Annotated in this window: 11 protein-coding genes; 3 read left to right on the forward strand and 8 right to left on the reverse strand. The window is 43.1% G+C overall.

Features of this window, described 5'->3' with window-relative positions; translation table 11 throughout:
- Nucleotides 1–266 precede the first annotated feature (266 nt).
- Together ACEYW6_RS30385 and ACEYW6_RS30390 are read right to left on the reverse strand one after the other, a co-directional pair.
- A complete protein-coding gene (locus tag ACEYW6_RS30385) occupies nucleotides 267–3617 on the reverse strand; it encodes a PAS domain-containing protein (RefSeq protein ID WP_412982700.1) in 3351 nt (1116 codons plus the stop codon).
- A 487-nt stretch (nucleotides 3618–4104) separates the two neighbouring features.
- Nucleotides 4105–4335: a DUF4277 domain-containing protein gene (locus tag ACEYW6_RS30390; RefSeq protein WP_412982701.1), complete on the reverse strand. Its 231-nt coding sequence runs from the start codon at nucleotides 4333–4335 to the stop codon at nucleotides 4105–4107.
- A 248-nt stretch (nucleotides 4336–4583) separates the two neighbouring features.
- Between ACEYW6_RS30390 and ACEYW6_RS30395 the strand changes: the two genes are divergently transcribed.
- Together ACEYW6_RS30395 and ACEYW6_RS30400 are read left to right on the forward strand one after the other, a co-directional pair.
- Nucleotides 4584–5903 (forward strand): acetyl ornithine aminotransferase family protein, encoded by a 1320-nt coding sequence (locus ACEYW6_RS30395; protein ID WP_412982702.1) that lies wholly within the window; start codon nucleotides 4584–4586, stop codon nucleotides 5901–5903.
- A gap of 108 nt (nucleotides 5904–6011) precedes the next feature.
- Nucleotides 6012–6926 (forward strand): DUF1338 domain-containing protein, encoded by a 915-nt coding sequence (locus ACEYW6_RS30400; protein WP_412982703.1) that lies wholly within the window; start codon nucleotides 6012–6014, stop codon nucleotides 6924–6926.
- 24 nt (nucleotides 6927–6950) lie between these two features.
- On the opposite strand, the gene nifJ is transcribed toward ACEYW6_RS30400, so the two are convergent.
- The gene (nifJ, locus tag ACEYW6_RS30405; RefSeq protein ID WP_412982704.1) at nucleotides 6951–10562 is read right to left on the reverse strand and encodes a pyruvate:ferredoxin (flavodoxin) oxidoreductase; all 3612 of its coding nucleotides are present in this window, start codon (nucleotides 10560–10562) and stop codon (nucleotides 6951–6953) included.
- Nucleotides 10563–11205: 643 nt separating this feature from the next.
- On the opposite strand from nifJ, the gene ACEYW6_RS30410 reads away from it, so the two are divergent.
- Nucleotides 11206–11436 (forward strand): hypothetical protein, encoded by a 231-nt coding sequence (locus ACEYW6_RS30410; protein WP_412982705.1) that lies wholly within the window; start codon nucleotides 11206–11208, stop codon nucleotides 11434–11436.
- 39 nt (nucleotides 11437–11475) lie between these two features.
- Here the strand turns inward: ACEYW6_RS30410 and ACEYW6_RS30415 are convergent, their stop codons facing one another.
- The 5 genes from ACEYW6_RS30415 to ACEYW6_RS30435 all read right to left on the reverse strand — a co-directional run bounded on the left by ACEYW6_RS30415 (nucleotide 11476) and on the right by ACEYW6_RS30435 (nucleotide 15917).
- Entirely contained in the window at nucleotides 11476–12243 is a 768-nt protein-coding gene (locus tag ACEYW6_RS30415; RefSeq protein ID WP_412982706.1) for a DevA family ABC transporter ATP-binding protein, read from the reverse strand.
- 54 nt (nucleotides 12244–12297) lie between these two features.
- On the reverse strand, nucleotides 12298–13464 hold the full coding sequence (gene devC / locus ACEYW6_RS30420; RefSeq protein ID WP_412982707.1) for an ABC transporter permease DevC: 1167 nt from the start codon (nucleotides 13462–13464) through the stop codon (nucleotides 12298–12300).
- Nucleotides 13465–13478: 14 nt separating this feature from the next.
- Entirely contained in the window at nucleotides 13479–13814 is a 336-nt protein-coding gene (locus tag ACEYW6_RS30425; protein WP_412982708.1) for a DUF2834 domain-containing protein, read from the reverse strand.
- Between the two features lie 55 nt (nucleotides 13815–13869).
- Nucleotides 13870–15159: an ABC exporter membrane fusion protein gene (locus tag ACEYW6_RS30430; protein WP_412982711.1), complete on the reverse strand. Its 1290-nt coding sequence runs from the start codon at nucleotides 15157–15159 to the stop codon at nucleotides 13870–13872.
- A 155-nt stretch (nucleotides 15160–15314) separates the two neighbouring features.
- Nucleotides 15315–15917: a TetR/AcrR family transcriptional regulator gene (locus ACEYW6_RS30435; RefSeq protein ID WP_412982709.1), complete on the reverse strand. Its 603-nt coding sequence runs from the start codon at nucleotides 15915–15917 to the stop codon at nucleotides 15315–15317.
- Nucleotides 15918–16083: the final 166 nt, after the last annotated feature.

The following is a 16083-nucleotide window of genomic DNA, read 5'->3' on the forward strand; positions in this document are numbered from 1 at the left end:
AACCCGGTACAGATGGCAACTCTTACGTTGACAGAAAGCATCAAATATGCAATTTAAATCTTTAGATATGAAAGTTTTATTTTTTCGTTATGATAACGAGAAAGCCCTGTGGTAGTGTTGCCAATAGCCTGAAATAATCGAATCTCATTAATACTTAACATCATGGCAAATTTGTACAATGCATAAGTCCTACAAATTACAGGGTTGCAATTGTACAATTAAGCTAATTTTGGGGTCTAATATTAATCCCTCCCCAGGAAGAAAAATTAAGAGTGGGAATCAACTGACAATGCGATCATAAATTTCGCTCCTTGCCCAGGTTGGCTTTGGGCTGTGATATTTCCATGATGACGCTCAATAATTTTCCGGCAGATCGCTAAACCTATGCCAGTACCTTCGTATTCAATGCTACTGTGCAAACGTTGAAAAACATTAAAAATGCGATCAAGATATTTTTCATCAAAGCCAATACCATTATCTTCTACGATGATTTGACAAAGTTCAGAATTAGCAGATATGTTGTTATCTGCTTGATTCTTTAAAATTGTACTATAGATTCTAATAATAGGTGGTATTTGTGGGCGGTGGAATTTGAGAGCGTTACCAATGAGGTTTTGCAATAATTGACGCATCTGTAAAGGATCAGCTTTAATGGTGGGTAACTCTCCTATTTCTACAGTTCCTCCAGTTTGCTGGATATAAATTTCTAAATCAGATACTACCTCTTGGGCAATTTTTGTGAGATTTACTGATACAAAAGGCTGTGCTCTGGTAGTAACTCGTGAAAGTGTTAACAAGTCTTCAATTAATGTCTGCATTCTCGATGTAGCATTCTGCATTCGTTCTAGATAGTCACGCCCCTGTTCGGTTAATGTGTCGCCACAGGTCGTTTTGAGCCGATCGCCAAAAGTTTTAATCTTACGCAGTGGCTCTTGCAAATCGTGGGAGGCAACAAATGCAAATTGTTTTAGTTCTTCATTGGAACGGGTGAGTTCTTGCCGTTGCCGAGTTTCTTGTTCTAAAATTAGGCTTTGAGCTGAGGCAATGCCTATTTGATCTGCTAGCTGTTGCAAAAGTTCAATTTCCGAGTTAGTCCACTGGCGGGGATGGGCGCACTGATGGGCAATTAATAGCCCCCACAGTTGATTTTTGAGGAAAATTGGGACTACAAGGTTAGCTCTAACGGCGAATCGTTGCAGCAATTCGACGTGGCAAGGTTGGATATTAGCTTCTTGTATATTGTTAATAGAACTAATTCGCCCTTGGCGGTACTGCTCGATGTAATCGTTGCGAAAGCAAGAGTCGGTAATTTGCTGCCCCAGCACAACAGGCAAACCGGGAACTACTGCCTCTTGAACAGCGAGAAAAGAGCCATTTGGCTGTAGGCGCAAGATTAGTACACGGTCGGCAAGCAGTAGCTTTTGCACCTCTATGACACTGGTTTGAAGAATATCATCGATTTGTAAAGACTGACGAATTTTCAGGGTGATATTAGCGAACAATTGCGATCGCAAGTTTTGGCGTTCTAATTCTGCTTGTACCCGATTGCGATCGCGTAGTACGGCTTGCCGTTCGGTAATATCCATCATCGCGCCCATCATCCGCACTGGTTTGCCTGTTTTGTCATGGACGACATAACCGCGATCAAAGACGTAGGCATAAGAACCATCACTGCGGCGAAAGCGGTATTCATTTAGCCAGAATTTTTCACCACTATTTATTAGTGCATATGCTTGGGTGGCGATTCTCTGCCTGTCGTCTGGATGTATGTGTTCACTCCACCAATGAGCAGTGAATGTTATTTCCTCTTTTGAGTAACCAAAGAGCGTTTGTAAAGCTTGATTCCACCACACCTCATTAGTCAGCAAATCCCAGTCCCATAAAAGATCATTGGTAGCATGGGCGACTATTTGGAAACGTTCTTCGCTCTGACGCAGTTGTTCTTCTGCCAGTTTGCGTTCGGTGATATCTGTATAGCAACTTGTCATCCGCACTACATCATCTTTATCCCATACTGCCTGACCACGATCCAAAACCCATTTATAGGTGTTATCTTTACACCGGACTCGATGTTCGCTGATGAAAAACGGGGTAACTTTAGCAAAGTGATCGGCGATCGCTTGTCTGACAAATCCGATATCATCTGGATGCACTCGTGTAGCCCATTCGTCTAAATGATTGGAAATCTCATGTTCTTCGTAACCAAGCATTTGCTTCCAGCGAGTTGAGAAAAAAACTTGATCATTTTTAACATCCCAGTCCCAAATGCCATCATTATTGCCCTGCACGGCTAACTGACAGCGTTCTTCACTTTCTTTGAGTGCGTCTTCCACATGTTGGCGCTCAATGGCTGTAGCTAGAACATTGGCAACAGCTTGGAGAAAAGAAATATCATCTTTGGTGAAGGTATGGTGTCTGGTTGTGTGTGCCCCGAACACACCAAAAGGACGCTCTTTGCCATGAATAACTACGCTAATACCGCTGACCACTTGATGCTCATGTAAGAGTGGTGGCCCATTGAATCGTGTTTCGGCGCTCAGGTCATTAACAATCACCGGTTCTTTGGAAAGCAGGGTGTAGCCAGCTTGAGAATTTATCCCCGCGCTAACGGTTGCCTTTCCCACAAGTCCAGGTTGCCAACCGACTCCGGCGCGTAACAGCAATCTATGATCATCTGGCAGTAGTTCCAAAATTTTGCAAGACTGAACTTTTAGGCATTGGGCGACGATTGTTACACATGAGTTCATCAGTGTAGTCAAGTCTGTACTAGCTAGGGCCAGTTGACTTAGTTCTGCAACCATCGCTTGCTGGTTAGCACGAACTTCTAGCGCCTCCTCGGCTTGCTTGCGCTTGGTGATGTCCATGTATACCCCAGACATTTGCACAGCCACCCCAGATGCATCTTTAAAGGCAACTCCTTTGCTGGCTAAAACACGAATTCTCCCATCGGGTAAAACAACTCGAAATTCGATGTTATATTTGACTCCATCCCGAATAGCTTGCTGATGCGATCGCCTGACAAAATCGCGATCGTGGGCATGAATGCAGCAGATGAAAGCTTCATAGGTGTAGTTGAAAATCCCTTTCTCTAAGCCAAAAAGTGCTTCCAGATTATCTGACCAAGAAATTTTGTTCGTCAGCAGATCCCAGTTCCAGATGCCCATGCGAGCAGCATCTAATGCGATCGTGAGTTGTGCTTCCCGCAATTGTGCCTGTGCAGTTTGCTGTCGTAATTCCTGCACAGCCCGACTACCTTCCAGAATCCGGCGCAATCTTTGACGCAATATTGGCCATTGAATCGGCTTGGTAATAAAGTCAGTTGCACCCACAGCAAAAGCTTTTTCTACGGTTGCCTGATCAGAAAAACTAGTAATCATTAACACTGGTGTCTCTTTGCCATCGGGGAGTGCTTGCAGTTGAGCGCAGCAGCTAAACCCATCCATCACTGGCATCATGATATCCAACAGTACTATATCTGGGTGGAGGCGAGTATAGGTAGCGATCGCCTCTAAACCGTTACTCGCTTCTACCACCTGATACCCTGCTTCTGTCAATTGCTCACACAGATGCGATCGCATTAAATTGTCGTCGTCTACAACTAGAATCAGGTTACTCATTTTTCCCTTGTTTTTTGCGATTAAGCAATAGACTGTGCCAATTTTAAGTATTTAATTTTGGATTGCAAAAAATTTCAACCCTGCAATTTAATTAGTTTTACGGACAGATAATTAATTTGTAGAGAAACATAAAAAATATTATTGTTCCCAGCCCCAGGAATACAGAGGTTACAGTACGATTGCTTTATTCTAAATTATCAAGAAAGGCAGAGGGCAGTTCTTGCTGGAGGAAGCCTGTGACCGTTCGCGCAGCGTCTCCAAGAGTTGGGAACAAGGGTCTAAAACCCTGCCGTCTACACGGCGCTTACAATTGGGAGCCAGTCCGGTGGACGGGTTTCCCGGCATAAAGGAACTGGCGTGCAGGGTCTGAATCCCCGCCCAAGGGACTTCCAACTAAAAAAAGATCCCATCGCTTTCTTGGCAGGGGAGCAGGGAGCAGGGAGCAGGGGGGAGCAACAGTCGTGTTGAGTCCAGAAATTAGAATAATTTATTTTTTGGAGTTCCCCAATTGTTCCTTCTGCCTTCTGCCTCCTGCCTTCTTCAAAACCTGACCTGCACTGATGATTTTTTGAGGATGAATCCCTAGTAGACGATTGATTTGCTTTACTAAGTTCATCTCATTACATATATCTGCGACTATACCACGGAGGTCAATATCTTGTAGCCTGATATGTAATGGTGAAGCTGCCTTCTTCAAAAATACAATATGACGCGGCACCTGCGGAATGTGTGTTATAAAAACGGGCAAGAGTCTTAAAAAAATCCGAAAGTCTTGACCGTGAAGCTTTTTCGTGAAATACCTCTAAGGATTCATGAAAAATTATCTGTAATTTTCCGTAATCGCAGACGTTTACTCTAATTTTTCGGTAAATGCGTAATTCTTACACCAACGGAATCAAATGCTACCGTAAGCAATCAGCCTTTAGCGTTTAATCATCAGTAATCTTTAAAAGATTGGAAAAAATTATGTTAAGTATTCCTATTAACTTAAATTTACCTCGTACACCACGTTTAGTAACTTCCTTACCTGGGCCTTGTGCTCAAGCAATTGTACAACGCGATCGCGCCGTAACTTCCCCTTCTTATACCCGCGATTACCCGTTAGTTGTATCTCGCGGGCAAGGCTGTATGGTAGAAGATGTGGATGGTAATGTATTTCTGGATATGACCGCAGGTATTGCCGTTACCGCCACCGGACACGCCCACCCGGAAGTTGTCAAAGCAATTCAAGAACAGTCCGAACGTCTGCTGCACATGTCAGGGACGGATTTTTATTATGAGCCGATGGTGGAACTAGCGGAACAATTAGCGATTCGCGCCCCCTTTCCCCAGCCACAGAGTAATACTGGGTTTCCCGCAAAAGTATTTTTCACCAATTCCGGAGCAGAATCTAACGAAGGAGCGATCAAACTAGCTAGATATTACACCAAGCGATCGCTAATCGTAGCATTCTTAGGCGCATTTCACGGACGCACTTATGGGGCAATGTCTCTCACTGGTTCCAAAGCAGTGCAGCGAGCTAACTTTGGGCCTTTAGTTCCTGGGGTGACTCATATTCCCTATGGCACTCACGCTAGTTTGGATTACCTGGAACAACAGCTATTTGGCACAATTTTACCACCGCAAGAAGTAGCGGCGATCGTAGTCGAACCGATTCAAGGAGAGGGTGGGTATATCGTCCCCGAAGATGGTTTTTTAAAACGGATTCGGGATATTTGCGATCGCCACGGTATTCTGATGGTAGTGGATGAAGTGCAAGCGGGGATGGGGCGGACTGGTCGCTTATTTGCGATCGAGCATTGGGGAGTCATGCCTGATATCATTACCACTGCTAAAGGTATCGCCAGTGGTCTGCCATTAGGAGCGATACTTGCCAGACCAGAGTTAATGACTTGGCCTCCCGGTTCTCACGCTACCACATTTGGCGGTAATCCCGTAGCTTGTGCTGCTGGTATTGCCACACTGCGACTGCTGGAAAGTGATTTGATGACCAATGCTACCCAGATGGGAGAATTTTTACAAGCTAGTCTTACCCAGTTGCATCAAAAATTTCCCAGAGTATCGCCGCCACGAGGTAAGGGTTTGATGGTAGCGGTGGACTTATTGGATGAACAGGGTAATCTTGATCATAAATTGCGCGATCGCATTATCCAAGAAGCATTTTTACGCGGTTTATTATTGCTAGGTTGCGGTAAAGCAGCAATTCGTTTCTGTCCCCCTCTAGTTATTGACAGCGACCAAATTAAAATTGCCGTTCAAATTATCAGCGAGATTTTAAATTCTTAAAAGATGAGGGGGAGTGAGGAGTGGTGCGCAGAGGGAGATTTCCTAACTTTTGACTTTTGACCCTTCTTTGACAAATGACAAATGATTAATAACTAATGACTAATCTATATGAAACCCGAAATAGCCCTTAATTTATGGAAATTACTTTGGCAAGAATATAGCGCCAGAGTGAATCATGCCCGTACCTATCAACAAATGATTACTGCTGCGGGTGGAACAGTTACCAATGACCACATCGCCTTTCGGTCTCTGCGTTTATTAGTAGATACTCCACAGGGTCAAGTTAACTTGGGAATTGACTACCTCGCGCAACTTGCAGAAGCTTTAGGTTACGAGGCGGCTGGAGAGTATAATTTTGCTCAAACTCATCTGTATGCTCGTCATTATCGTCATCCGCAGCAAGAAGAAATTCACTTACCTAAGCTGTTTATCAGCGAGTTGATTGTCGATGAATTGCCTGCTAATATTGCCCAACTCATCTCTAAAACAGTATCTTCAATCCCAGACAAACTGACTTCACCCCTTAGTATTCTCAAACAAGACGGAAACGTTGAAACCATTGCTAAACAATTCCAGCAAGTCTTTACCCGCCCTTGGCTACCTCCCCAGCGTTCTGTTGTCGAAGAGGTGAATGAAGTTACTCAGTATGGGGCTTGGGTGTTGCTGCATGGATATGGTGTCAACCATTTCACAGGCTACGTCAACGGCCAGAATACTCCACAATATCCAGACATTGATAGTACCGCCAGTGCTTTGGCTAACCTGGGTGTACCAATGAAAGCAGAGATAGAGGGAAATGTTGCTTGTGGTTTGCGGCAAACTGCAACTCAAGCAGTCACAGAAATGGTAACAGTGTTAGATGATAATAGTGGCACAGAAACTCAGATCCCTTGGACTTATGCTTATTATGAAATTGCCCAGCGCTATCTAGTAGAAGTGGAGCCTGGAAAGCAGGTACTTTTCGATGCTTTTTTAGGAAGTAATGCCCAGCAACTGTTTGAAATGACTCGTCTATCTAAATAGTTCAGAGTAAGTCTTACCAAGGCTTCAAGGGTTGGAAATATCGCGTTTTGCCAGATATTGGTACATCTGCCAACGTGTATCTACTTCAGCTTGGGCTTGTTCTAACAAGTGCTTGGCAACGTCGGGTTTGCTCTTGGTAAGCATCTTGAAGCGATTTTCTTGATACATCGAATGTTCTACAGATTGCGTAGGCGATCGCATATCCAATTGCAATGGATTTTTACCCTGTTTAAGCAACTCTGGATTATGCCGATACAGCAACCAACGACCTGATTCTACCAGAGTTTTTTGATGATTCATCCCTGTAGTCATGTTAATGCCGTGGGCGATGCAATGGCTGTAAGCAATAATCAGTGATGGGCCATCATAAGCTTCTGCTTCCAAAAATGCTTTGAGAGTATGTTCATCTCTAGCACCAAGGGCTACACTCGCTACGTAAACATTTCCGTAGGTCATGGCAATCATCCCTAAGTCTTTTTTTGGTGCAGGCTTGCCACTAGCGGCATATTTAGCAACAGCTGCTCGTGGCGTGGCTTTGGAAGATTGACCCCCTGTATTAGAATACACTTCTGTATCCATTACTAAAATGTTGACATTCCGACCACTAGCAATTACATGATCAATGCCGCCAAAGTCAATGTCATAAGCCCAACCATCACCACCAACAATCCAGACGCTTTTTCTCACCAAGTAATCAGCAAGGGATTTGAGATTTTGGATTTTAGATTTTAGATTGGGGTCAAGAGTTACGATTTCATCTAACCTCTGCTGCAAAAGTTCTATTCTTTCGCGCTGTTCCCAAATGTCAGCCTCGGATTTTTGTTCAGCTTTGAGGATGGAGTAGACAAGGTTTTCATCTATTTCACTCCCCAATTGTTGCAGCAATTCCGCCGCAAATTCAGCTTGTTTGTCGAGGGAAAGGCGGAAACCAAAACCGAATTCGGCGTTATCTTCAAATAGATTATTAGACCACGCTGGGCCGCGTCCTTGGGCGTTGGTTGTCCAAGGAGTTGTGGGGAGATTACCACCATAAATTGAGGAACAACCTGTAGCATTGGCGATGACGGCGCGATCGCCAAACAGTTGTGTTAATAATTTTAAATAAGGTGTTTCACCACAACCTGCACAAGCACCAGAGAATTCAAATAAAGGTTCTTGCAGTTGTTGTTGGCGAATCTGGTTTAATTTTAGCGATCGCCTATCAGGATTGGGTAAACTCAAAAAGAAATCCCAGTTGTTCCGCTCTTGTTCTCGCAATGGCAACTGCTGCGCCATGTTAATCGCTTTCCGCGATGGCTCAGATTTATCTTTAGCAGGGCAAATATTTACACAAATAGTGCATCCCGTGCAATCTTCTGGAGCAACTTGAATGGTAAATTTTTGATTGGCAAAGTCTTTATCTTTTGCACCAGTTGACTTAAATGTTTCTGGTGCATTGACTAACTCATCCGGTTGATAAGCTTTGGCACGGATGGCGCTATGGGGACAAACCATGACGCACTTACCACATTGTACGCAGACATCCGGCTCCCATACAGGTATCTCTTCGGCAACGTTACGTTTTTCCCATTTGGCAGTACCTACGGGAAAGGTGCCGTCAACTGGTAGTGAGCTAACAGGTAAATCATCACCTTCCCACACCATAATTTTCCCCAGAACTTCTCGCATAAATTCGGGAGCGGAATTAAGAGGAGAGACGCGATTAATCGCGTCTGTACAAGAGTGGGGAATGTGGATTGTCTGGGGGACATCTACCTTATGCAAGTTGTCTAGGGTGTTATCTACAGCTTGCAAGTTCATGCGGACAACTTCTGCGCCTTTTTTACCGTAGGTTTTATCAATCGCTTGTTTGATTTTAGCGATCGCTTCTTCTTGCGGCAAGACACCTGCTAAAGCAAAGAAGCATACCTGCATAATGGTGTTAATTCTGCCACCCATGCCACTTTCACGGGCAACTTGGCTAGCATTGATTACGTATAATTTCAAATGCTTGTCGATAATTTGCTGCTGCACCTTCAGCGGCAAATATTGCCAGACGGTATCTGCATTGTATGGACTGTTAAGCAGCAAAGTTGCCCCAGGAATAGCAGCCTTCAAAATATCTATGCGTTCCAGAAATCCCCAATGATGACAACCAATAAAGTTGGCTTGGTCAATTAGGTAGGTGGAGCGAATTGGCTCTTTCCCGAAACGTAGATGAGAGACGGTTATCGAGCCAGATTTTTTGGAATCGTAGACAAAATAGCCTTGGGCGTAATTGTCGGTTTCTTCACCAATAATCTTGATGGAGTTTTTGTTAGCCCCAACAGTGCCATCAGCACCTAACCCATAGAACATTGCCCTAACAACATTATCCGATTCTGTAGAGAAGTTAGGGTCAAAGCTCAAGGAAGTATGACTAACGTCGTCATGAATCCCAATAGTAAAGTGATTTTTTGGTTTAGCTTGAGCAAGATTGTCAAAAATGCCCTTCACCATCGCCGGAGTAAATTCCTTAGAAGAAAGACCATAACGACCACCCACAATTTTAGGAGATAAGGAAGTATTTTCTCCCTCTGCTCCCCCTGCTCTCTTATCTCCCCACGCTTCATGGATAGCAGCCACAACATCTAAATACAAAGGTTCCCCGGCGCTACCTGCTTCTTTAGTGCGGTCGAGAACTGCGATCGCTTGTACACTGGTTGGTAATACTGCAACAAACCTTTGGACATCAAAGGGACGGTAAAGTCGCACTTTCACCACGCCAAGTTTTTCACCACGGGCGTTAAGGTAATCTACTGTTTCATGGACGGTTTCACAACCTGAACCCATAAGAACGATAACGCGATCAGCATCGTTAGCACCGTAATATTCATAGATTTTATAATGCCTTCCCGTGCGTTCTCCAAATTCATCCATGATCCGCTGGACAATATCTGGACAGGCGTTGTAATAAGGGTTAGCGCCTTCACGTCCTTGGAAGTAAACATCGGGGTTTTGGGCAGTCCCCCGCAAGACTGGACGATCTGGGGTGAGGGCACGGCTGCGGTGGGCGAGTATTAGATTATCGTGAATTAGCGATCGCAAATCGTCATCTGAGAGCAGTTTGACTTTCTGCACTTCATGTGATGTGCGGAAGCCGTCAAAAAAATGCATAAAGGAGACTCGCGTCTCTAGGGTAGCAGCATGGGCGATGAGAGCAAAATCTTGACTTTCCTGCACCGAAGCGGAACACAGCAGAGCAAACCCAGTAGCACGGGCTGCCATCACATCGCTATGGTCGCCAAAAATTGATAAAGCGTGGGTAGCCAAGGAACGGGCTGCAACGTGAACCACGGCGCTAGTCAACTCACCAGCAATTTTGTAGAAGTTGGGTATCATCAACAATAATCCCTGAGATGCCGTGAAGGTGGTACTCAAGGAACCTGTTTGCAATGCCCCATGCACAGCACCAGCCGCTCCCCCTTCGCTCTGCATCTGCACGACGCTGGGAACAGTACCCCAGAGGTTGGGATGACTTTCTGCTGACCAAGCATCTGCCCATTCACCCATTGCTGAAGAGGGGGTGATGGGATAAATGGCAATCACTTCATTTAGTTTGTAAGCAACACGGGCGACAGCCTCATTCCCGTCGATGGTTGCAAAGGTTTTGTTCATAATATGATTTTTGTCCCCGCCTCTAAGCTGCATTATCAGAACACGTGAATATAAGAATCAGAAATAGCCAAAACTAGAAGTTGAGTGTATTATCTGCATTAAATATTTATCGGTAGGATTTACTCCGTGTTTAAAGGATAATTTATTGATGGCTTTTGCCTCTTAAGTTAACTTTCAACAAATATTGCATCTATTAATATCTCATCTGCAATACTGCATCTATTAAGATGTATTAATAATGTACTCAATAAGTAAAGTCTCTGTTTGATAAGACTTTAAAGCTATTTATTATTTTTTGTGGGGTATGGGGCCGGGAATTTCTGAGAGGATATCTGAAAATTTTTTTTGTATACACCTAACCTTTGGAGATCCCCCTAAATCCCCCTTAAGAAGGGGTATTTTAAGACTCTTATTACCCTGCAAACTTTTCTCTTAGGGTTTTCCATTGTCGCCGTGGAAACTCCAACTGCATGGCCTCATATTGCTGCCCTTAAGCAAATGAATGGTGCCTATCTTTCAATCCCAATATTTATATTAATTTGGGCATTATACGATTTGATTTTTATCTTTCCATTAATGAATCAAATGCAATTGCTAGCTAATGGCTTAACAATAGACGAAGATGAATGCGTGAATTACTGAAATGAGAAAGCAATCAAGCCTTTTGATAAAGCAATATGCCTTTTTACTTACTGAATCTACTGAAATGAGAAAGCAATCAAGCCTTTTGATAAAGCAATATGCCTTTTTACTTGCTGAATCTACCGAAATGAGAAAGCAATCAAGCCTTTTGAGAAAGCAATCAGGCTTTTTGAGAAAGCAATTAGGTATTTTGCTTACTGAATTCGACTTTATCTTTACTTTGGCTTTATAAATGACCTCTAAACAGCCATTCTTAAGTAAGTTTGACGAATTACGAATTGGTATTACTTGCTTGTAATGTAGTAGATTCTGTGCTATTGGTCTTCAGCTGACCATCTTCCATATAAATGATGCGATCGGCAATATCAAGGATGCGATTATCATGAGTAACTAGCAAAATCGTGCAGCCTTGTTCTTTAGCTAGCTTCTGCATTATTTCTACAACATCGCGCCCAGATTTTTTGTCGAGTGCAGCAGTGGGTTCATCTGCTAAGACAATTTTAGGATGGCTAACTAAAGCACGAGCGATCGCAACCCGTTGCTTTTGCCCTCCAGATAGTTTCTCTGGGTAGTAATTTACACGATCACCTAAACCGACAGTTTCCAAAATGGCGATCGCTTTGGCGTTGATATCCTGATTCAAAAAATCGTCATGCAACTCTAGAGACATTCGCACATTTTCTCTAGCTGTCAAAAAAGTCATCAAATTATGCGCTTGGAAAATATAGCCAATCTGGCGGCGAAGCTTAGTTAGCTGCTGCTTTTTCGCACCACAAATTTCCTCCCCTAAGATTTTGAGACTACCTTCTTGGGCAGAACGCAATCCACCCATTAAGGTTAACAAGGTGGTTTTCCCCGATCCAGAGGGGCCAGTCATAATAACGATTTCCCCAGCCTTAATCTCCAAATTAATGTCGAATAATACTTGTTTGCGAAGCCCACCTTCACCAAAATAATGGTTAAGGTTGCTAACAGAAATCACAGATTCTAAAACAGAAAGTATTGAGTTGGAATTTTCTGGTAAAGATTTTTGCAACATAAGATTTTATAGGGTATTGGGCTTGTAGAGACGCGATTCATCGCGTCTAAAAAACTAAAAAACATCGGCAGGGTCAGCAGATCGTAACTTCCGCATTGCGATCGCTCCAGAAACACTACACATAATCACAGTCAAAATCCAAACCTGGATTGCCCGTTCCATTTTCATGAAAATAGGAAGCATTGTCGCAGCGTAGGTGACTTGATACAACCCAAAAGAAAGGATGAATCCAGGCAGAAAACCTAAGATAGCCAATAACAATGCTTCTTGAATTAGAACTCCCAAGAGATAGTTATCGGTGTATCCCATTGCTTTGAGGGTGGCATATTCTGGCAAGTGGTCAGAAACATCAGAGTAAAGGATTTGGTAGACAATCACGATGCCAACGATAAACCCAACTCCAGTACCTAAACCGAAAATAAAACCAATGCCAGTACCGGCTTCCCAGTAAGTTCTCTCCACTTTGGCAAACTCCTCTGGAGTGAGAACTCTGACATCTTTAGGTAGTCCATTGACAAGTTGCGATCGCACTTTTTCTACATCGGCATCTGATTTAAGCTTGATTAACCCAACTTCGATGCGATCGGGTTGACGTTCTGGGAATAGCTGGAGAAAAGTAGAGTCACTGGTGATCACATTCCCATCGGCAGCAAAGGAAGCACCATCAGTAAACAAGCCTTTAACAAATACGGCTTTACTATTCAGTTCTGTGTCAAATTTGCCTGTTTTCTTAAAAATATCGGCAACTGCGCCGTATTCTGGACGACCTGCCTGGTCAAATATAACTTGATACAACTGTTTAAGGTGCTCCTGATTTTGGTTAATTTCAGGCGATTTAAATGCGGGTTGTACTGGATCAACACCCCAAACCAAAATGGCACGCTCAAGACGTGTTTCAGGATTCCGCCACTGTCCAGTGCTGATGTAGACAGAATTAACTGACTGAACACCTTCATAACCTAATGCTTGATACAGTCGTTCTCTAGAAAAGTTTTTTACAGAAAACAAAGTTTGAAATTGGGGATTAATTAAAACCAAATCTGCCTGTAAATTGCGATGAGGTTTCACAGCGGCATCAAAAAGCGCACTTTCAAATCCCAACTGGATAAACATCAGCATATCGGCAAAGGTAATACCTGCGACTGCGACAGCCAAACGGGTTTTTTCTTTCATTAACTGCCGCCATGCTAGCGGCGTTTTGCGAAATATTTTAGGAAACATATTTAAAAAACCCTTTAATAACCCAGTGTTTCAGCTTGCTGTTCAAGCTGGCGCTCTCGCATGAAAAGAAATAAGGGAAGACCTAAAGAAACACCAACCAAAATATTGCAGACAACGTAAACCCAGAGATTTTGCATTTTCAGACGTGTTCCCTCCCAAAATACGAATGTCCATAAGACTAGGGATGAAACAATAAGATCCATGCCAAAAAAACCAGAAATTTTGTTGGCAAAGAGTTGTTCAAAAAACAGCTTTATATCAAGACCATGTTCTAAGAGAAATGGAACAAACTGGGAGTAAGGTAGAACGAAGCCAAGTACACAAAGCAAAAGGTATATGACTTTAATCATGATTGAATTCACCTTATAAATAATGCTGGAATACACGAGACAGCGAACAACAACTCTATATTTCAATTGCTGTCTGTACCTGTAAGTTAGTGAAACTTGCAACTCGTTTGCTGTCTTCAGGATTGAGGCGAATTTTCACCTCAACTACTCGGCTATCAAGGTTTTCCCCTGGCTGGTTGCTGAAAACGTTTTGTCTATTCACCTGCAAGCCAATTTGGGCAACGGTTCCTCGCAGTTCGCCAGCAAATGCCTGACTGCTAATAACTGCCTGTTGTCCTAGTTTCACTTTGCTGATGTCGGTTTGATAAACTTCTGCAACTGCCATCATCTGGTTTGTTTGCGCTAAGTCTGCAATGCCAGAATCACTAATTTTTTCTCCGACTCGCGTATGAATTTTGATGATCTGTCCCGCCATCGGTGCTTTGATGTAAGCACCCGCTAACTCGGTTTGGGCATGTTTGAGTGTGGCGATCGCATTTTCAACTTCTGTCTTGGCGGCAGCTACGTCTACAGGTCTAACTTCTGCAATACTGGTGAGTGTGGCTTTGGCTTCGCTAACTTGTTTGCTACCAGTGGCGTTAGTGCGGGCAAGTGCTGCTTTGGCTTCAGATAATTGTTTGCTAGCTGTGGTGTTAATTCGGTTGAGAACTGCTTTGGCTTCGTCTACTTGCTGTTTGGCGGTTTCTACAGTTAAGCCTTTGCTGTCATATAAAGAATTAGAAACTGCTCCTTGAGAATATAGCTGCTGATAACGTTGATATTCGGCTTCGGCATTTTTGAGTTCTGCCTCTAGCTTCTTGATGGTTGCCTCTTGCGCTATTCTGTCTCCTTGCCACTGTGCTTCTATGCGGAATATCGCTTCCTGTTGCGCTGTTTTGTCTCCTTGAGATTGAGCTTGGAGGCGTTCAACACTTGCCTGCTGGGCCTGAATTTCTCCTGCTTTTGCTCCTGCTTCAACTTGAGCGAGTTTAGCTTGAGTAACTCTAACTTGTTGTTGAGCTTGTATTACAGCAGTTTGCAAGCGATCGCGGGCATCTAATATTGCCACAATCTGTCCGGCTTTAACGCGATCGCCCTCTTTGACTAAAATTTGGGCAATGCGATCGCCATCCAATGCCAAGGGTGCAAACAAGCTAATTACCTCTGCTTCCGGTTCTAGCCGTCCTAAGGCGGCCACTTTTTGAATTTTGGGCGTGGTTTCAACTGGCTCAGATTTCTCAGTTTGACCAACTAGCCCAAACTGAGAAATCCCATAAACAACAATTCCACCTGTAATAGCAGTAGCTGCAATTACTAATGCAATTAACCCTTTACTGGAAGCTTTGGATGACAGCTTTTCAACCATCTCTTTTGTTCTCATAAAAGTTTTGTTTTTTGTGTAAAAATTTAATTGCTAATGATAGGTAAAAGTTATCTATTTTGTTTGAATACAATTATTTCTGATTCTTATGTATAAAGCGTTTTGGAAATTAGAGAGGTACAAAGTATAGCTATCAAACATTATGAAAAGCCTATTCCACTATTGGCTTCTGCTGCATATTGGGGCAAGTATGCCGTTAGCATTTTTCCTAACAACGCACATTGTTCAATAAAATTAATTGTTTCATCACCCCATAATTTCTCTAGAATTAAACCATTGACAAAACTCAAGACAAAGGAAGCTAATACCGGGTCTTGAATACCCAAAAAATCACAGGCTGCCTGCTGATAACGCTTATTAGTCCGCTTAAAAACACTATTTTTTAACATTTCCTTAGAGTCTTTGTGTTGACAAAAATCAATCCAAATGTAAGTCCATTTAATGAAGTAATCTTCGTTTTTTACTAAGTATCTTCCTAGTGCTTCCATTGACTCTTGCAAAGTTTGTGCTCCTTCTAGTTCAGCTAATGCTGCACTTAAATCTTGCTCACATATCTCTTGGGCCAATTGCTCAAATAGAGCTTGTTTACTAGGAAAATAGTGGTACAACGTACCAGTAGAAACTCCTAATCCTTCAGCAATTTGGCGCATAGTGATGGAACCATAGCCTTTTTGGGCAAATAAATCAAAGCACTTGTCGAGCAGTTCTTTACGGTATTGCTCATGGTCAACAATCTTAGGCATGTCTCAGTTATCTATTTTTATATCGAACGCTCGTTATGCATTAGAGTAACATCTTTGCTAGTGATATGTAAATACATAGTTGATTGATTTAACCTGAGTTCGGGTTAAGCAGATTGAGGTAAAAGCCATTCCATCTGAAGGCTGGGTTTCTTAGGTTGATGGCAAT

It is taken from the genome of Nostoc sp. UIC 10607 (genome assembly GCF_047228265.1).
Taxonomy (GTDB): Bacteria; Cyanobacteriota; Cyanobacteriia; order Cyanobacteriales; family Nostocaceae; genus Nostoc; species Nostoc foliaceum_A.